Here is a 19,279-nt window from a genome sequence, read left to right as displayed (position 1 = left end):
TATAAAGGGTTTTATATGTCAAAAGAGATAATCATAAATTCCACGGTAAACGAGACTCGTGTGGCAATTTTGGAAAATGGGTCTGTTTCAGAAATTTATATCGAACGGCATAAAAAAAAGGGTGTTGCAGGAAATATTTACAAAGGTAAAATTGTAAAAGTTTTACCTGGTATGCAATCAGCCTTTGTGGATATTGGGCTTGATAAAGCTGCTTTTTTACATGTAGCTGACTTAACCACAGAAAATATCAACGAAGATATGCTTGTCCAATCTATTGATGAAGAACAAAACGACAAAGAACAAGAAGATGAATTTAACGGAAAACAGCATATACCCATTGAAGATATGATTCAAGAAGGGCAAGAAATAGTTGTTCAGGTGGCAAAAGAGCCAATAGGGCAAAAGGGTGCAAGATTAACAACTCACCTTACAATACCTGGGCGTTATCTTGTCTTAATGCCATATTACAACCATATAGGTGTTTCTCGAAAAATAGAAAATGAAGAAGAAAGAGAAAGATTAAAAGGGATACTAACAGAAATAAAGCCCGAAAATTTTGGTTTAATAGCTAGGACAGTAAGTGAAGGTTCAACTAAAGAGGATTTAGAATCTGACTTAGACTACCTGCTTAGAATATGGAATAAGCTATCTGAAAAGATGGATGGTGCTAATGCTCCACAACTCATATATAAAGATTTGGAACTTCTTTATAGAACATTAAGGGATATAACAACTAATGATATTTCCAAAATCATAATTGATAACAGGTCTGATTTTTTAAAACTTAAAACCTTCCAAAGGGAATATTTTCCTAATCTCGATATAGAAATAAAACTTTATGAAAACAGTATCCCCATCTTTGATTATTATAATATAGAAATAGAAATAAATAGGATGTTTGATAGGGTAGTATGGCTAAAATCTGGTGGCTATATTGTTATTGATCAGGCAGAAGCTTTGACAGTAATCGATGTGAATACTGGAAAATATGTGGGAAAACGAAATTTTGAAGAAACAATTTTAAAAACAAATTTAGAAGCAGCAAAAGAGATTGCTTATCAGTTAAAATTAAGAAATATAGGCGGAATTATTATTGTGGATTTTATCGATATGGAAAAAGATGAGCATATTGAAAAGGTATTACAAACTTTAAATCAAGAGTTCAAAAAAGATAGAGGGAAAGTAACTGTTGTTAATATTTCGCCATTAGGCCTTTTTGAGATAACGAGGAAACGGGTAAAAGAAAGTATAACAAAAGCATTAAGTGAAAACTGCCCATATTGTGAAGGTAGAGGATTTATAAAATCAAAAGTTACAGTTTGTTATGATATTTTAAGAGAAATTAGAAGAATTGCACCGTTTTATGAAAAGAAAAAAATATTTGTAGAAGCCCACTCAAGTGTCGTAGACTATATGCTAAATGATGAGAAGGAATGTCTTGATGAAATCGAATTGATGTACAATATTAATATCGAAGTTAAAGCAAACAATAATTTTCATATTGAATACTACGAAGTAATACCCCTAGAAAAATTTTAGGATTATCATGTATAAAAGAAAAGATGGCTATTATAAAAAAGCAAAACATGAAGGGTTTAGATCAAGGGCAGCCTATAAGCTGTCTGAAATCAATAATAAATACCGTATTATTAAAAAAGGGGATAAAGTTTTGGATGCAGGCTGCGCTCCAGGTGGATGGTCTCAAGCTGCGATTTCCATCGTAGGAGATAAAGGGCTTGTTGTTGGTATAGATATTTTAGATATATCACCTATTGAAGCTAAAAACTTTTATTTTATAAAAGGTAACCTTTTAGATAAAGAAACATTAAAAAAGTCAGCAGAAATATGCAAAGAGTACGATACAGTTATTTCAGATGCTGCACCTAATACAACAGGGAATAAATTAACTGATCATGTTAATAGTCTTGAGCTGGTCTCCACTGTCTTTAATTTTGCTAAAGAAGTCCTAAAACCTGAAGGTAATTTTTTGTTTAAACTTTTTGATGGTGAAGATAGAGAAGATTTCATAAAACAACTTCGAACTTCTTTTAAAAAAGTCAAAATTATTAGACCTGATGCTACGAGGAAGAATTCTTTTGAAATATATGTTGTATGTCAGGGATTTAAAAAATGAACAAAAAACACGATTTAATTGAAAAATTAAAAACAGGAGCAATTGATTCAGATACTTTTATAAAACAATTTGAACAAAATTATATATTAAAACACAATGATCTTCATATCGATTTATTTAGAAATAAACGTCTCGGCTTTGATGAAGTTATTTATGGCAAAAACAAATCAACAAATCAACTCATTGATATAATTAATCTTTATAAAAACAAAAACTTAAATTTTTTTTGCACAGGACTTCATCCTGAAAAAATAAATGAATTGGAAAAAGTTTTTCCTGATCTTTATTTTTCCAGAGAAAGTGGAACAGCAAGAAATTTTGCTTATCCTGAAACAAAAATTTCTAATTCTGTTGGGGTTATCACTGCTGGAACTTCTGATGCACAAGTAGCCTATGAAGCTATTGAAACATTAAGAGTGCTTGGTATCCCATTTGAAAAATATATAGATATTGGAGTAGCAGGTATTCATAGATTTTTGCATTATTTGGATGATTTAAGAAATCACTCTGTTTTAATTGTTATTGCTGGGATGGAGGGTGCTTTACCAAGTGTTGTTGGAGGGATATTTGCACAACCAATAATAGCAGTCCCCACATCGGTTGGTTATGGAACTGCGCTTTCAGGTTTTACTCCTCTTTTTGCTATGCTAACAAGCTGCGCTAATGGGATAACTGTAGTAAATATAGACAACGGATTTGGTGCTGCGATGGCAGCTTTTAGAATACTTCAACAAATAGAGAATAAAAATGATTGATAATATCCTTATCTTTGTATCAGGAATGATTTTGGGTGGTTTTATATATGTTCAAATCGAAAACAGAATAAAAAATAAATTAACCAGTCTAAAACGTTTTGGGCAAATTGTAACTTTTTTATCAATTATGTTTATCTCCATTAATTATCTAACATTAAAGCATATATTAATTTACGGTATTTTTACAGGAACGCTTATATTTAGCCTCATACCACAAATGATAAACAACAATATTGAAGATAAATAACTATATCCTATATTATTTTAGTAGTATAATTGGGAGGTGAAACATGAAATCTTTAGAAAATTTAAAAGAAGCTTTTGCAGGTGAAAGTCAAGCTTTCCAAAAGTATACTGCTTTTGCTAAAAAAGCTGAACAAGAAGGGTTTAAAAACATTGCAAAACTATTTAAAACAACTGCTGAAGCTGAAAAAGTCCACGCAGCAGGTCATTTAAAAGCAATGGAAGGTATCGGCTCAACTGCTGAAAACTTACAAGCAGCAATAGATGGTGAAACATACGAATATACTGAGATGTATCCTCCAATGTATGAAGATGCTGTAAAAGAGAATCATAAAGCAAAAACTATGTTTAAATTTGCTCTTGACGCTGAAAAAGTTCATGCTGAGCTTTATAAAAAAGCACTGGAAGCTGTTAAAAATGGTAAAGACCTTGATACAGACAAAATATATCTCTGCCCATTTTGTGGTTATATAGCAATTGATGAACTGCCAGAAAAATGCCCTATTTGTAACGCTGATAAATCAAAATTTATTCAAGTAGATTAACTTAATAAAGCAGACATAAGATTGCTGCTTTATTTTATCCTCTAATCCTCTCAGTTATATTAATAATTATCATGAAAATTGATACTAGGTTCAAAGTTTAAAAGAAAAAAGCCCCCAAGAGTGGGGGCAATGTTTGGGAGGTCTTTATTTTAGAAGTGTCCCTCTGGGACCTTTTTGAAAAACTCTTTCATCTTTTCTGGATCTGGAACCATTGTTTCTTTACCTGGCTCCCATCCAGCTGGGCATACTTCGCCATGCTCACGTGTGTACTGTAAAGCATCAAGACTTCTCAAAATCTCTTTTACATTTCTACCGATACCTAAATCGTGAATAAGTTCAAATTGAACTACACCTTCTGGGTCAATAATAAATGTTGCCCTTAGAGCCATACCAGCAGGCAATAATACTCCATAATCCTCAGAAATTTTCTTTGTAAAATCAGCCACAAGAGGATAATTTATATCTCCTAAACCACCTTCTTCTCTTGGTGTGTTAATCCATGCTAAGTGTGAAAACTTACTATCAGTAGAAACACCTAATATCTCGCAATTCCTCTTTTTAAACTCTTCATAAGCATCGCTTAAAGCTGTAATTTCTGTTGGGCAAACAAATGTAAAATCCAATGGATAAAAGAATAATACAACCCATTTACCCCTATAATCTTCAAGTTTTACTTTTGTAAATTCTTTGTTATAAACTGCATCAGCTTCAAAAAGTGGTGCCTGTTTAGTTACTAAACTCATAACTTCCTCCTTTGTTGTTTTATTTATAATAATTCTAATTTATTAATTAGAATTTGTCAACACTTTTTTAAGATAAATTTTGTCTTATTTTGTTTATTTAGAAAGTTTGACCAAAACTAATATAAAATGCCTGAGATTTATCTTTATTGTCAAATAAATAATTGTTTGCATAACTGAGTCTTAATGGACCAATTGGGGTTCTTATTTCAAACTGAAGACCAATATCTTTGTACTTCACAGAACTATCGAAGTTATCATTAGCATTGCCTGCTTCAAAAAATAACCCTACCAACACATTCCTTCTTAAAAATTTTGAAACACCAAGTTCTAAATAAGATAAAGAATTACCACCATAAATATTATTATTTTTATCCCTTTTTCCAATTTTTTCAAAACTATACCCTTTCATATAATTAGGCCCACCTAAAGTAAATCTATAACTCAATGGTATTTCATTATCACCAATATAATATTTTGAAACTTTTATCCCCAATTTTAATAAATAATCACCTACTGTTTTATAATTTACTGCAGATAAAGATAATTTGGAAAAGAAGCTATTACTGTAAAACAAATCATGCTTTAAAGAAATGGAGTACCCATTTGATGGATTTAGCAAGATATCAAATCTATTTAACAGATAGCCTATATTGAAATTATAAATTATTTTATCGTCATATTTTTTATAATCACTTAAAGATAAATCAATATTATACTCTTTAAGACTGTCTAAGCCTAAACCAACATTTAAAGCATCATCCTTTAAGCTTTTTGAAAGCTGAAAATAAAGTTTCTTGGACCTAACATCATAATTATCCTTACTTTTATCATCGTATATTATACCCTCTTCATCGTACATATCATCTGCTATAAAATTATATCCAAGAAGTCTCAAATGTAATTTTAACTCATTTTTAGATTTAAAAACCAACGAATTAAAATTATGATTTAATAAATCAAACCTTTTATAACCAAGATATACATTTAAACCATTTATGTTTGTAAAACCTAAACCACCATAAACCTGATTTCTATTTTTCACTTTATTATATATTAATAAGATACCTTTATTTCTATTTAAATGAATAACTTTAACTCCACTTTCTTCGTAAAACCCTACCTTTTTCAAATAACTCCTTATCTTTTCAACTTTAAAATTTGTAATTATTTTATCTTTATTAAAATATTTTTTTATAGCCGGCTTATATATATCTTTATCTTCAAAATATATAATGTGGCTCAATACAGGTTTTGATATATCAGATTCGTAATATAAATTTGCAATACCATTTGCACCTTTTTCACTAACAAGTTTTATATAAGTGAAGTAATATTTTTCTTTAAGCTTTTCTGCAATTTTTGACCTGATAACCTCATAATCTAATCCATTATTACTTATATTAAAATCGAATAACTCTTTACCATTCAAAAACACCTTAGAAACATTGACTTTATCTTTTAAATCTATTTTTAAAGAAACAAAATAAACAGCATCCTTTTCAACTATAGAGGCTCTTTTGATTTCAATATTCAAAAAACCTCTTTCAAAAGCTTTTTTTGATAAACCAGTTTTTAAAGCTTCTAGATCAATATTAAAGATATCTTTTTTTATTTCATCTTTTACCCATTTTTTTAATTCAGAATCATTAGGACTTAAATTTATATCAATGACAACATCTTTATATCTTCTCTCAAAGTGAACTGATATTTGTATCTCATTTTTTAATAAATCAACAGATACATACCCACCCTCATAACCTAAGCTGTTTAGTAAATCTTTCGCTTTAACCTTAAACAATCCCACATAAAAGCTATTTATTCTCTTAACTTCTTTTACAAATAGGTTTTTTAACTCGTGAGTTATTTTTTTTTCATTAACACCAACTATTTTGATAGTATATTTTTTACTATTAACCATATATACTTTAAGATTAACTATTCTATGGAAAAAAGGTAACACAGAAAAAATACTAGAAAATATCTTCTCTTTATGGAAAAATGGATAATTATACTTTACAGGTTCTAATTCGTACCGTAAATCCACATTAAAATAACCTTTTTCTCTTAGCTTTAAATTTATTTTTTTTAATACATTTTCAATCTTTTCTGAGGTGAAAATATTAATCATAGATTTTTTATATTCAACAGGTATATTTACAAGTTTCACTCCTGTAATAATATACAGTTTACCTTCTTTTACATTAAAAATACAAAATCCATTTCTTATTTCATAGAAAACTTTGGTTTTTAAATACCCATTATTTTTGTAAAAAGTTTCTATCCTCTTAGCAGCATCTGCAATATCACTTTTATTAATATATTCGCCTTTTATATGTGCTACTCTAAACAGAGTGCTATCTAAGTAAATCAAATTACCCTTTATTTTAACTTTATATTTTTCAAATTCTTTAGTTTGAATATAACAGTTATCTGCTACTTTTACTTTTTCATTTTTAAAAAAATTTACTATTTCATTTGCAGTCTCAGAACCATATTGTTTACATATAGTTTTTATTTCATCAACACTTAAAGCATATAGAGACGAACTAATAATTAATAAAAAAAGTAATACCCGCACCAGTACCCTCTAAATTTGAATAGTTTACATTAAATTTTAGCCAATCAAATATAAGATATTCCCCTGTGATATAGTCACCACCCGTCCCTTGAGTATCAACAAGATATTTGATCTCAAAACGATCAGAAAATTTACGACCAATTTTAAAGTAATCCTTCATTTGCGAACCTGCAACTGAGGTCTCTTCCAGTCCAATCTTATTAATACCAAAAAGTCGCTCCGTATATTTTGTTAGCTCCTTCAATAGAGTTCCTGTAAAAAAGGATGAAATTACATTTTTTGATTGGATTTGTGACTTATTATAAACAGTTTCACTATTATTAGGATTCATATCCTCAATCGCTATTACATAAGAAGGTAAGTGCCCATAAACAGTTATAAAAAGATTATTAAAAGATCCTGTCCCAGAGGCTTTTGTGTAGATATATGGAGGCTTATCATCACTAAAGGTCAAATACCCTTTTTCAACATAAAACTTCTCACCTGCTAACTTTAAATAAGACTCAACCGATTCTATTTTACCTCTTAACTTCAATTGGGATTTATTATAATTCACTTTTATATCCACACTCGCTTGAGCATCAACAAAGTCATCTTTAAGAATTATTGGGTGCACACTACCTATTTCAATTTCAAGATTAATAGGTAATGAAATTTTCTCATTACTATTTGTTGAGCTATCAATTTTTTTATAATCTAAAATCCCATTTTTAATAAAGATTTCCCCTTTTACTGTATCACTGTTCTTATTTTTTTCTAAACTATAATTCAAAGTCCCAGAGAAACCACTTTTAGAAATAAAAAAGTTTTCCCCTTGAACTGATAATGCATAACTATCTAAATATTTAAAATCATCAGAGCGTAAACTTATATATAATTTTTCATCTAATTTTTTAGCATAGATTATGGAAGAGATTTTCTCATCCTTTAATATTATACTTGCAAACAATATATTTAAATTTATTCCATATTTAGGTAATTTTAGGTCACCTTTGCCGTTAATATCTGCGTTTACCTTTATATTTTTATAATCCCCTTCAATAACAATGTCTCCATCCATATTTAATACTACCATATCTTTAAAATTAATTTTAGCTGGTGACAAAATTATTCGAAACCCCTCTTTATCAAACTCAGCCCTTTCTATCTTGATATTTTTAATATAATCTGAATCTATTAAGCCTTCTGTTAATATTGCTTTGTTATCACTAAGCTTTCCAGTAATTCCTTTTAAGGTAAAAATATTGTTTTTTACATTTATCAAAGTAGAAAATGAATAGATATCAAAATGTTTTAAATCGCTACTATTTATATTTACGATAGAACTAATTACAACATCTTTACTTGCCTTAAACCCTTGAATATATAATGTATCTTTAAGATTTATGAAATTGCTCAAAGAAAAACTTGTGTGTATATTTTCATCTTTTACATATATATTCCCGTATAGTTTCTTCAATTTTCCATTTACATTGCCATAAAATTTATACTTTAAATATGAACCGTTTAAAGCAACTTTAACATCAGGATCTTCAATATCACCCATTATATTCACTCTGCTTTTGGATAAGCATATGCTTTTTGAAATACATAAATTATCATCAACTACTAATTCAGTATTAATAATTTTTTTATCAAAATCTAAAAAACCAACATCATTATATTCATTTCCAAAATATTTTAGCTTTGTTATTAATAATTTTTTTCCTCTATATTCAAACCATAATTTTAAGTGATTTAAATCTTCAATATTATAAACCTCTCCATTTGCAAAAATATTATCTCCAGCTCTAACAATGTTAACTTTACCATCAACTAAATTATTAATTTTTGAAGAAACACCAAAGTACTTTAAAATAGAATTAAATGGGGTACTTTCCAGACTAATATCAAATTGCTCGCCATATTTATCAATAATACCTGAAATATTTAAAACACCTCTATTTAAAACACCTTGCGTGTTTAGCTTAAGTGCTTTACCATCATAGCTCAAATCTCCAGAGATCTTATTTATCGATAAACCATGATATGTTGTTGATTTATTACTTTTAAAAACTGCTGTTAAGTTTGGTTTGTTATTAGTTAATATCAAGTTAATATTTACATTTAAATCATGATCAATATCTATTATTTTTTTCAAATCAGTATTGTTTTGTAAATGTCCTGTTAGATTCAAACTAAGACTCTTATCTTTGTAATTACCACTACCCAATAAATTAACTGTTTTTCCAGATAATAGTATTTTATCTAAATTTAACCCTTTATCATTGATTTTAAAATCAGAAGAAACTTGATAATATTCACTACTTTTAATAAAAAATTTCACATTCCCTATTAACTGTTTAATATTTAAATCAAATTTTAATTTTTCTAATAAAACGTGATACTTTTTATCTTGATAAAGGTTTACAGGTTTTAGCCCTATTATTTCACCGTTTACAAATTTATAATCACTAAATCCAGATATGATGAAACTATAGTTATCATAAACAACTTTATCACTTTTAAAATATAAACTTTTATCATCCCCTTTTAATGCTACTGTAAAATCAATCTTTTTGTTTTTGTAAGTAATATTATCGCTATAAACAGATACATCAAATTGATTTTTTTTCTTTGCTCCTTGAACATAAAGAGCACCATTTAAATCTTTATACAAAATATTCAGTAATTTCCCTTTAATGTTAGCCATACCTTCTATATCATAGCTCTCATTGGACAAAGTAGCACTTAATTGAACGTCAACATCATCGCCTTTAACAATTAAATTGTTTAATCTGATCTTTCCAGATATTATTTGGCAGTTTGTTGAAACAGCTTCTATTTTACTGAGTAAATCGTCTTTTTTTATAAAAATATTTTTAGAAACTATATCTATTCTATTGTTATTACTTAATAAAATTTGTTCATCACTAACTAATAGATTATTAGTTTCATCATGAAAAACCAAATCTTTTATTTCTACAGTTTTAAAGAAAAAAATTTTTTTTAAAAATGTGAGATCTATATTTTTGTTTGAATTACCTTTTTTTGATAAAAGCAGTCTTGGCGAATTTATTTTAACAACTATAAAAGGTTTTTTATTAAAATAGTCTTTAACATCCAAATTTATGTCTATTTTTTTTATAAATATGGAAAAACCGTCTGTTTTTACTATCAAGCCTTCAGCTTCTATAAAAAGTGGTAAAAGTATCTTATTAACTTTGGAAATATGGACATCAACACCCTTAGTAATACTATTTTTTAAATAGCTATTTATTAATTGAGTAGAAAATACATTTAGCAAAAGTATTAGAGTAAATACGAAGAGTAAAATTAATAATAACGAATGAAACAGTTTTATAATGAGTTTTTTTATCATCTATTTGCCATTATATTTTTTAATATATGACATCAATCCATCAAAAATCCCTTCCGCTATCTGCTCTCTATATCTCTTTGTAGCAAATTTTCTTGCCTCAGACTTATTACTCAAAAACCCTGTTTCCACTAAAATAGATGGCATCTTCGCACCAACCAATACATAAAAAGGTGCCTGTTTAACCCCAAGATTAACACTCTTAATCTGAGAAACTAAATTATCCTGTACATTTTTAGCCAATATCAAAGATTCTTCTAATTTGGAATTCAAAATTATATCTTTTAATATCCCTTGCAAATCAGACAACGACTTCTCAGTAGCTTGATTTTCAAAAGCTGCTACCTCAAGAGCTGATTTATCCTTTGTAACATTAAGAACATAAGTTTCTACACCTTTTGCCCTTCTATTCCTACTTGCATTAACATGTATTGAAACAAATATATCAGCTTTATGTTTATTAGCAAAAGCTGTTCTTTCTTCTAATGGGATAAATATATCTCTATCCCTTGTCATTAAGACTTTTAAATGCGTTTTCTTTCTTAAAAGTTCCCTTAGATAAAGACCTATATCCAAAACAATATCTTTTTCTTTTAACCCATAATAGTTACATCCAGGATCTTTCCCCCCATGTCCAGGATCTATAACTATCGTTTTTACTTTTAGGCCGAAAACAGATGCAAGAGTATTATTATATTTTTCATTTTTATTGTTTTTGACAACATAACTTTTAATATCACCTTTCCCTGAAACATCAATAACTATCCTAGCTGGATTAACTAACTGAAAAACTGTAAAATCTTCCACTGAAATAGTATCTAAAACAACCCTAGTAACATCATCTTTAAATTTGCCCCATCTAATTCTACTAATTAAACCATCCTTAACATTTATTGTATCAGGGATATTTTTAGAAACATCAGAGTTATAAATATCTACAAAAAGTCTTGGTGGTAAATTTAACTTTTTATTCTCTTTAAGCCAGTGCTTTTCAAATTTTGCTTTTTTATTTAAATCTATAACTATTCTTGTGTAATCTTTGTTTGACCAATACCTGATCCCTCTTACCAACACTTTATTGGTATTGTTAGCAACTTTTGATTTATGATTATCTTTTTTATAAGAACCTTTTTTAGCAACTTTTTTCTTATTTGTTGCCTTCTCAATCTTTGCTAATAACCTGTTTGCCTCTTTTACTTTAGAACTCTTTGGATACTTTGCTTTGAGTTTTTTTATCATATATTTTGCACTAATATAATCCTTTTTAACATAATAGATATAAGCAGCTTGATAATATGCATCAGCGGCCCATCTTGATTTATAATTTGCTGCAAGAAGTCTGAAATACTTTAAAGCATAATCAAGATCATTGCGATTTTTAAATCTATAATAAGACTTTAAATAAGTTTTAGCGCATAAATAAAGAGCATCATCCGCCAAAGATGACTTAGGGTATCTGCTGTAAATTTTATAAAATTTCTCAGCAATAAGGATATATGATTGTCTCGAAACCTTTTTTGATTTTTCAACATATTTCAAATCTCGCTTCGCACTATTATACTCAGAAGTTATACTTGCATATACTAAAGGCACAAAAAAAATAACTAAAAGTATTATTATTAATCTATTAAACTTTTGCATGTATTTTCCCTTTTAAATAATAACCGGTATACGACTTTTCACAATTTATACAATCCTCTGGGGTACCTGTAAACACAAGCTCCCCTCCATTTTCACCTCCCTCAGGACCCAAATCTATTATATAATCTGCACATTTAATAACATCTAAATTGTGCTCTATTATTACAACCGTATTACCAGCATCAACCAACCTCTGAAATACATCTATTAACTTTTTCACATCATCCATATGAAGGCCTGTTGTAGGCTCATCAAAAAGATAAAGTGTTTTTCCTGTCATCCTTTTCATAAGCTCTTTTGCAAGTTTTATCCTTTGTGCTTCACCACCTGACAAAGTAGTTGCAGGCTGCCCAAGCTTAATATAACCTAATCCAACATCTCTTAAAACTTCAAGTTTATTTTTCAACTTTGGGATATTTTCAAAAAATTCATATGCTTGATTTACAGTCATATCAAGAACTTCGGCTATATTTTTACCTTTATATTTTATATCAAGCGTGTCTCTATTATATCTTGTCCCATGGCAAACATCGCATTTAACATACATATCTGGTAAAAAGTGCATCTCTATTTTAATATATCCTTCACCTTGGCAATTTTCACATCTACCACCTTTAACATTAAAACTGAACCTACCCATTTTGTAACCACGTTTCTTCGCATCCATTGTCATAGCAAAGATCTCTCTAATATCTGTAAATACTCCTGTATAAGTTGCAGGGTTTGAGCGAGGAGTCCTTCCTATCGGACTTTGATCGATATCTATTACCTTATCAATGTATTCTATCCCCAGTAAATCATCACAACTCTCTTTTCTAACACCTTGGCCTCTCAATTTTCTAACCACAGAATCATAAAGAACATCTATAACCAGAGTAGATTTTCCAGAACCACTAACTCCTGTTACACAAATCATAGTGCCTAAAGGGAATTCTACATCAATATTTTTTAAATTATGTTTTTTTGCACCTTTAATCTTTATAAATTTTCCATTACCATTTCTTCTAACCTGTGGTAGATCTATTGATAATTTACCTGATAAATATTTACCAGTTAAAGAAGTATTGCTTTTTATTAGTTCTTTAGGAGTACCTGAAAAAACAACTTCACCACCATGCCTCCCAGCAAAAGGCCCCATATCAATAACCCAATCTGATTCTCTAATAGTGTCTTCATCATGCTCCACAACAATTACTGTATTACCTATATCTCTTAACCCTTTTAATGTACTTATTAGTCTATCATTATCCCTTTGATGCAAACCAATACTAGGTTCATCTAAAACATATAAAACCCCTGTTAACCCAGCACCAATCTGAGTTGCAAGTCTAATTCTTTGTGACTCACCACCACTTAAAGTACCTGCTCTTCTATCCAAAGTGAGATAATCGAGTCCCACATCTAACAAAAACTTTAATCTTCTCTCTATTTCTTTAATAATCCTTCCTGCTACATCAGCTTTAAACCCCTCAAACTCAAGATGAATAATAAAACCATACAAATCTTTTATGGTAAGATTAGATAACTCAGCAATATTCTTTCCACCAATCTTTATTGCCAACGATTCTCGTCTTAGTCTTGTGCCATTACACAATTCACAAGGCATCTCGGACATGAACTGTCTTGCAAAATCCACATCAGATTTAACCCCAGAATAAAGTTTCTCCTTTAAATAACCTATAACGCCATCAAACTTTTTTTTATAAAAAACTTTTTTCTCACCTTTAAAAGTAAACATTTCAAGAGGCTCTGGCACGCCATATAATAAAATATTCTTTTTATCGTCATCTAACTTTTCAAAAGGTTTATTTAAATCAATATCATACTTTTGACTCAGTGTTAGCAAAGTATTATAAAAATAAAAATCATCTAAACCTTCCCAAGGTTTAATTGCATTCTCTCTAACAGAAAGATTTTTATCAGGGACTATCAAATCTACATCAAAAATCATCTTTATCCCTATACCATCACACTCAGGACAGGCTCCATAAGGGTTGTTAAAAGAGAATATTCTTGGTTCAATCTCAGCGAAACTCACATTACACTCAGCACAGGCAAAATTTTCGCTGTACAATTTCTTCTCTTCATCGGTTTTTACTATTATCAACCCTTCAGACAATTTAAGTGCAGCTTCAATAGAATCGGTAAGTCGTCTTTTTATACCATCTTTAATAATTAATCTATCGACAACTACTTCAATTTCATGTTTAACATTTTTATTTAATTCTATTTCATCTTCAAATCTTACTAATTCTCCGTCAACATACCCTCTTACAAAACCATTTTTTAAAAGATTTTTAAATAACTGTTTAAACTCACCCTTTTTACCTCTAATGACAGGAGAAAGAATCTCAACCTTTGTGCCAAAGGGAAGCTCCATAACTTTATCAACAATATTTTGTACACTATATTTTTCAATTTTCTTACCGCACACAGGGCAAAAAACATCACCAACACGTGCGAAAAGTAATCTTAAATAATCATAAATCTCAGTTACCGTCCCTACTGTAGATCTTGGATTACTACTTATAGTTTTCTGCTCAATACAAATAGATGGGGATAAAAATTCTATTGAATCCACATCCGGTTTTTCCATTAGTTCAAGAAATTGTCTTGCATAAGCAGTAAGAGACTCCACATATCTTCTCTGCCCTTCAGCATAAAGCGTATCTATAGCAAGAGAAGATTTACCTGAGCCACTGACACCGGTAATTACTACAAGCTTATTTTTAGGAATTTCTACATCAATATTTTTTAGATTATGCTGCCTTGCCCCTCTGACAATAATCTTATCATTCATTAATTTCATCTAAACCTTCTAAACTTACCCAACCTACTTGATTGTATTTTGGTTCTAAAAAAAATAAAACTTCTCTCATACTTTCATTTACCTTTGTGTATGCTTCACAAATTTTAATATCAATACCTGAATATACAACACCTTTTACACGAATTTTAGCCTTTTTATTAAAAATTTTATTTTTGTACTCATTTATTTCATTTTTAATTGTTTCTATTTTCTGTCCTAATTTTTTCCTCATTAACAACATCTTTTTTACATTTTCATTCTTTTTAACCTTTTCATCTTTTAAATTTATATTCTTTAAAGCCTCATCAATCTTATTTATATTAGCAATAAATTTTTCCAACTCCTCCTCTTTACTTTTGATTAACTCAATAAAGAAAGGGTTCACTCCAGCAATCACTTTAAATTTTTCACTTCCCAAACTACCTAATTCTAAACATTCAATACCATTATAAGTTTCTATTATACCACCAGCAATCTGCCCTTTACCTTCTAATGCTACTACCTTGTCACCAGCTTTAACCCTACAATTTAAAATATAATTTTTTACAACAACATTTCTTTTTGCAGCAATTTTAGCATTTTCTGCAAACCTAATAACAAAATCATTTTCTGCTATCATCTCATTTTTCAGTTTCCCTTTGATACCTTGATTGATATATATATTTTCACCTGCATACAAACTAGCATCTTCACAAATCCCATCTATGACTATATCTTTAGAGGCTTTTATTTTGAAATCAGCTAAAACATCTCCAAGAACATGGACAGTTCCCAAAAAATCAATATTACCTACACTATAATCAACATTTTTAACTGTATAAATGGGATATACGGCAAGTTTTAAGTTTTCAAAAACCACGTGTCCATCAATAGCTGCAACATATTTTCTCCCATTTTCTAATACATCAACCCCTTCTAAAACGGTAATCTCTATATCTTTCCCTTCTTCTGCAGGAATTATTGCACCTTTAACAGTAACACCAGGAACACCTTTTGTTGCAGGTATTTTAGTAATTAACAATTCTCCTTTTTTCACATTTATTATGTTATGTATTTCTTTATAATCTACTTTTCCTCCACTATGTTCATCAGTTTTATCTTTGATTTTTTCTTCAAAATGTAAAATGAGCCTCGCATTTTTACCTTTAATTGGCTTAATCCCTTTTGCAATTGTAACATCTTTTATAATATAACGTTTTTGAAATAGATCGTAAGCTTCTGTAACTCTCTCCATCATAACATCTTTTATATTTTCGGATTTTATCAGTTCCAAAAGATAATTTAGCTCAATATTTTTCCCATTTAAATCTGGATATAAAGATATTTTTAATATCATATCATTATCTAAATAATTTAACTCAACTTTAGCATCAAAACTGTGTTGACTATTGATTTCTGCTTCTAAATAGGTGTCTTTCTCTTTTATTAAATAACTTTCTTTACTAAGCTTATAAGTATTCTTTAAAATATTTTCAAATTCATCTTTTGCTTGCTTTTTTAAATATCTTAAAATCATTTCTTAACCGGAAGTTTTATAATAAATTTGGTATACTCCCCTTCCTCTGATTCCACCGATATTTCACCACCATGAGCAATAATAATCTCTTTTGTCACAGCCAACCCAAGACCAGTCCCCTTTATTTTTCCAGAAGTAAAAAATGGATCAAATATTTTATCGATATTTTCCTTTTTAATACCAATACCATTATCGTAAACTTCAAAAACAACATATTCATCCATAACTTTTGCATCTATTTTAATAACACCTTTTCCATTTAGAGCTTCAATAGAATTATTAATCAGGTTCATAAAAACCCTAAATATCTTCTCTTTATCAATAAATAAACTTGTATCATTTTCATAACTAATAGTAAAATCTATATCAGTAAATTTTATCATAATGTCTGCGTGTTTTTTAATCTCTGAAATTAATTCGCTTAACCTTACTTCATCTCTTCTAAGCATAATATTTTTTTTGGAAAAGTCTAAAATATCTAGTGTAAGACCATGTATCATTTTTAGCTCTGTAACAATAGAATCAATGTATTCTTTTAAAGCAGGGTGATCATCCAACTCTATTTCAAGTAGCTCCACATACCCCTGAATAATATTCAATAAATTTTTTATATCATGAGCTATAGATGAAGTAAACTTCCCAATAAGTTTTAATTTTTCACTCTTTTTTTCTTCTTCATAAAGATTATATCTCTCTATAGCTAATGCGCACTGGGATGCCATATATTTTCCAATCTTAACATCATTTTCATCAAAATAGTCATTTACTTTGTCTGTAATATTTAACACGCCAATAATATTTTCTTTTACTTTCAAAGGGATACACATATATGATTTTGCCTGATAACCAAACTCACTATTCATATTTTTAGATTCATTTACAACTAATGTCTCACCAGTTTTTGCAACCAAACCACTTGCACCTTCACCAACCTTGATTTTAAAATCTTTATAATCAAAGTTTAATCCTGCTCCAGCTACTATTTTAAGAAAATCTCCCTCTTTTAGCATAACTGAAACTCTACTAACATTTAGATAACCCTTTGCCAACTCCACTATTCTACTAAGCAAAGAATCGATATCAGTGATGTCATTCATCATTTCAGAAATTTCTACTAAAATATCAAGAAAATCTTTATTTTTCATCAAACACCCTAAGAATATTATATTCCATATCCCTTTGTGCTGGTGTAAAACCAGCCTTTTGTATATTATGTATCATATCCTCTAAAGAAATTCTATATGTCGCACCACAAGCTGCCACAACATTTTCTTCTATCATCAAACTACCAAAATCGTTACCACCAAAAAATAATCCAATTTGTCCAATTTTTGGCCCCTGCGTTACCCATGAAACCTGTATATTATCGATATTATCAAGATATATTCTAGAAAGTGCTAAAACTTTTAAATATTCATAAGGGGTCACGTGCTCTCCACCAAGCTCAGTGTTATCTGGTTGAAATGGCCAAGGGATAAAAGCAGTAAAACCTCCTGTTTTATCCTGTAGATTTCTAATTTTTTCTAAATGCTCTATAATATATTCTATTTTATCATTTTTCTTAAACATCATAGTTGCAGTAGTTCTTAGTCCTAAATTGTGTGCTGTTTCCATTACCTCAAGCCATAAATTTGAATTAATTTTATTTGGACTGATTCTTGTACGTTCAGAATCAACTAATAATTCAGCTCCACCACCAGGGATTGAATCTAGTCCTGCATCAATCAATCTTTTAAGAGTATCCTTGAGACTTAAACCTGACATTTTAGCAATATGATATATTTCAGGAGGGGAAAAGCCGTGTATCCAAATCCCCTGCTCTTTAATAAACCTAAGCATATCTTCATAAAAGGTTATATCAAAATCAGGATGTAAACCACCTTGAAGTAAAATCTGAGTACCACCAAGCTCTTTTGTTTCATCAATCTTTCTCTTTAATGTATCTTTATCCAAAACATAAGCATCTTCATCCTCTTTATCACGATAAAAAGCACAAAACTTACACTTACAGATACAAATGTTTGTATAATTAATATTTCTATCTATTACAAAAGTAACAATATTTTCAGGCTGTTTTTCTTTTCTGATTTCATTAGCTATTTTACCTATTTCTAACAAATCTAACTTGTTAAAAAGATCAATAGCTTCACTGTTTGAAACCCTTTGTTTAATATTAGATTTCATATTCACCATTTACCTCTAAAATAATTGTTTCAACCCCTTTATCTGCGCAATCCTTTTTAAACTTTTCAATATCTATAGATATCAAATCCCATGTATTATAATGAATTGGGATCATCTTTTTAACTTTTAGCAATTTACACGCATAAATAGCCTCGTCAATGTCCATGGTAAAATTGTCTCCAACAGGCAAAATAGCAATATCTGGTTTTAACAATTCACCTATTATCTCCATATCTTTAAAGAGTGCTGTATCGCCAGCTACATAGATTGTGCTTCCATCAATATTAACAACATAACCTACAGGATTACCTGCATAATGAATACCTTCAGCATCTATTATTGATGAGGAATGTAAAGCTGGAACCATCTTTACCCAACCAAAATCAAAGGATCTTTTCCCTCCAATATTCATAGGTATAATGTCATTTATCCCTTTGCTTTGTAAATAATTTGTTATTTCGAAAATCGCAATTACAGGAATATTTTTCTTTTTAGATATTTCTATGGTGTCCCCTAAATGATCTGGATGTCCATGAGTAACCAATATTAAATCTACATCAATCTCATCTATATTTACCTTGGCAACTGGATTCCCTTTTATAAATGGATCTATCAGAATATTTTTACTCCCTTTGATTAAAACTGCAGCATGCCCTAACCATTTAATTGTAGCCATATAGCACCTCCGGCTTTTTAAGATTATATTTCAAGATTACCACATATTTATTGAAATTCAATTCTAAATTTATAGTTATCATTTATTTTCTATAAAA

The 19,279-nt window shown here is 29.3% G+C and carries 14 protein-coding genes; 5 read left to right on the top strand and 9 right to left on the bottom strand.

Features of this window, described 5'->3' with window-relative positions; genetic code table 11:
- Positions 1-15 precede the first annotated feature (15 nt).
- Genes DEFDS_RS00115 through DEFDS_RS00095 form a run of 5 tightly spaced genes read left to right on the top strand, consistent with a single transcriptional unit; the run spans position 16 to position 3,677 of the window.
- Complete coding sequence (locus DEFDS_RS00115; protein WP_013006783.1) at positions 16-1,539, top strand: Rne/Rng family ribonuclease; 1,524 nt, start codon at positions 16-18, stop codon at positions 1,537-1,539.
- Between the two features lie 7 nt (positions 1,540-1,546).
- Positions 1,547-2,134: an RlmE family RNA methyltransferase gene (locus DEFDS_RS00110; RefSeq protein ID WP_013006782.1), complete on the top strand. Its 588-nt coding sequence runs from the start codon at positions 1,547-1,549 to the stop codon at positions 2,132-2,134.
- Entirely contained in the window at positions 2,131-2,889 is a 759-nt protein-coding gene (gene larB, locus DEFDS_RS00105) for a nickel pincer cofactor biosynthesis protein LarB (RefSeq protein WP_013006781.1), read from the top strand. The genes DEFDS_RS00110 and larB overlap by 4 nt, the downstream gene beginning before the upstream one ends.
- Positions 2,882-3,136: a hypothetical protein gene (locus tag DEFDS_RS00100; protein ID WP_013006780.1), complete on the top strand. Its 255-nt coding sequence runs from the start codon at positions 2,882-2,884 to the stop codon at positions 3,134-3,136. Before larB ends, DEFDS_RS00100 begins: the two co-directional genes overlap by 8 nt.
- 43 nt (positions 3,137-3,179) lie before the next feature.
- Positions 3,180-3,677, top strand: coding sequence for a rubrerythrin family protein (locus tag DEFDS_RS00095; protein WP_013006779.1), 498 nt, complete (start codon positions 3,180-3,182; stop codon positions 3,675-3,677).
- A gap of 149 nt (positions 3,678-3,826) precedes the next feature.
- Here DEFDS_RS00095 and DEFDS_RS00090 read toward each other — a convergent pair whose 3' ends face one another.
- The 9 genes from DEFDS_RS00090 to DEFDS_RS00050 all read right to left on the bottom strand — a co-directional run bounded on the left by DEFDS_RS00090 (position 3,827) and on the right by DEFDS_RS00050 (position 19,182).
- Positions 3,827-4,420 (bottom strand): peroxiredoxin, encoded by a 594-nt coding sequence (locus DEFDS_RS00090; RefSeq protein WP_013006778.1) that lies wholly within the window; start codon positions 4,418-4,420, stop codon positions 3,827-3,829.
- Positions 4,421-4,517: 97 nt separating this feature from the next.
- Positions 4,518-6,998 (bottom strand): outer membrane protein assembly factor, encoded by a 2,481-nt coding sequence (locus DEFDS_RS00085; RefSeq protein WP_013006777.1) that lies wholly within the window; start codon positions 6,996-6,998, stop codon positions 4,518-4,520.
- Complete coding sequence (locus DEFDS_RS00080; protein ID WP_013006776.1) at positions 6,967-10,359, bottom strand: translocation/assembly module TamB domain-containing protein; 3,393 nt, start codon at positions 10,357-10,359, stop codon at positions 6,967-6,969. Before DEFDS_RS00080 ends, DEFDS_RS00085 begins: the two co-directional genes overlap by 32 nt.
- Positions 10,360-11,997: an N-acetylmuramoyl-L-alanine amidase gene (locus DEFDS_RS00075; protein ID WP_013006775.1), complete on the bottom strand. Its 1,638-nt coding sequence runs from the start codon at positions 11,995-11,997 to the stop codon at positions 10,360-10,362.
- On the bottom strand, positions 11,984-14,797 hold the full coding sequence (uvrA, locus tag DEFDS_RS00070) for an excinuclease ABC subunit UvrA (protein ID WP_041223760.1): 2,814 nt from the start codon (positions 14,795-14,797) through the stop codon (positions 11,984-11,986). Before uvrA ends, DEFDS_RS00075 begins: the two co-directional genes overlap by 14 nt.
- Positions 14,790-16,322, bottom strand: coding sequence for a DUF342 domain-containing protein (locus tag DEFDS_RS00065; protein WP_013006773.1), 1,533 nt, complete (start codon positions 16,320-16,322; stop codon positions 14,790-14,792). The genes uvrA and DEFDS_RS00065 overlap by 8 nt, the downstream gene beginning before the upstream one ends.
- Positions 16,319-17,467 (bottom strand): GAF domain-containing sensor histidine kinase, encoded by a 1,149-nt coding sequence (locus tag DEFDS_RS00060; protein ID WP_041223511.1) that lies wholly within the window; start codon positions 17,465-17,467, stop codon positions 16,319-16,321. Before DEFDS_RS00060 ends, DEFDS_RS00065 begins: the two co-directional genes overlap by 4 nt.
- Entirely contained in the window at positions 17,457-18,506 is a 1,050-nt protein-coding gene (mqnC, locus tag DEFDS_RS00055; protein WP_013006771.1) for a cyclic dehypoxanthinyl futalosine synthase, read from the bottom strand. The genes DEFDS_RS00060 and mqnC overlap by 11 nt, the downstream gene beginning before the upstream one ends.
- Positions 18,496-19,182 (bottom strand): metal-dependent hydrolase, encoded by a 687-nt coding sequence (locus DEFDS_RS00050; protein WP_013006770.1) that lies wholly within the window; start codon positions 19,180-19,182, stop codon positions 18,496-18,498. Before DEFDS_RS00050 ends, mqnC begins: the two co-directional genes overlap by 11 nt.
- Positions 19,183-19,279 lie beyond the last annotated feature (97 nt).

Source organism: Deferribacter desulfuricans SSM1 (genome assembly GCF_000010985.1).
Classification (GTDB): Bacteria; Chrysiogenota; Deferribacteres; order Deferribacterales; family Deferribacteraceae; genus Deferribacter; species Deferribacter desulfuricans.
This window is presented reverse-complemented; position numbering and strand designations above follow the sequence as displayed.

What these genes read in the sequence shown, in the direction of transcription:
- DEFDS_RS00115 (WP_013006783.1), top strand. Translation starts at nt 16, where the DNA reads ATGTCAAAAGAGATAATCATAAATTCCACGGTAAACGAGACTCGTGTG.
- DEFDS_RS00110 (WP_013006782.1), top strand. Translation starts at nt 1,547, where the DNA reads ATGTATAAAAGAAAAGATGGCTATTATAAAAAAGCAAAACATGAAGGG.
- larB (WP_013006781.1), top strand. Translation starts at nt 2,131, where the DNA reads ATGAACAAAAAACACGATTTAATTGAAAAATTAAAAACAGGAGCAATT.
- DEFDS_RS00100 (WP_013006780.1), top strand. Translation starts at nt 2,882, where the DNA reads ATGATTGATAATATCCTTATCTTTGTATCAGGAATGATTTTGGGTGGT.
- DEFDS_RS00095 (WP_013006779.1), top strand. Translation starts at nt 3,180, where the DNA reads ATGAAATCTTTAGAAAATTTAAAAGAAGCTTTTGCAGGTGAAAGTCAA.
- DEFDS_RS00090 (WP_013006778.1), bottom strand. Translation starts at nt 4,420, where the DNA reads ATGAGTTTAGTAACTAAACAGGCACCACTTTTTGAAGCTGATGCAGTT.
- DEFDS_RS00080 (WP_013006776.1), bottom strand. Translation starts at nt 10,359, where the DNA reads ATGATAAAAAAACTCATTATAAAACTGTTTCATTCGTTATTATTAATT.
- DEFDS_RS00075 (WP_013006775.1), bottom strand. Translation starts at nt 11,997, where the DNA reads ATGCAAAAGTTTAATAGATTAATAATAATACTTTTAGTTATTTTTTTT.
- uvrA (WP_041223760.1), bottom strand. Translation starts at nt 14,797, where the DNA reads ATGAATGATAAGATTATTGTCAGAGGGGCAAGGCAGCATAATCTAAAA.
- DEFDS_RS00065 (WP_013006773.1), bottom strand. Translation starts at nt 16,322, where the DNA reads ATGATTTTAAGATATTTAAAAAAGCAAGCAAAAGATGAATTTGAAAAT.
- DEFDS_RS00060 (WP_041223511.1), bottom strand. Translation starts at nt 17,467, where the DNA reads ATGAAAAATAAAGATTTTCTTGATATTTTAGTAGAAATTTCTGAAATG.
- mqnC (WP_013006771.1), bottom strand. Translation starts at nt 18,506, where the DNA reads ATGAAATCTAATATTAAACAAAGGGTTTCAAACAGTGAAGCTATTGAT.
- DEFDS_RS00050 (WP_013006770.1), bottom strand. Translation starts at nt 19,182, where the DNA reads ATGGCTACAATTAAATGGTTAGGGCATGCTGCAGTTTTAATCAAAGGG.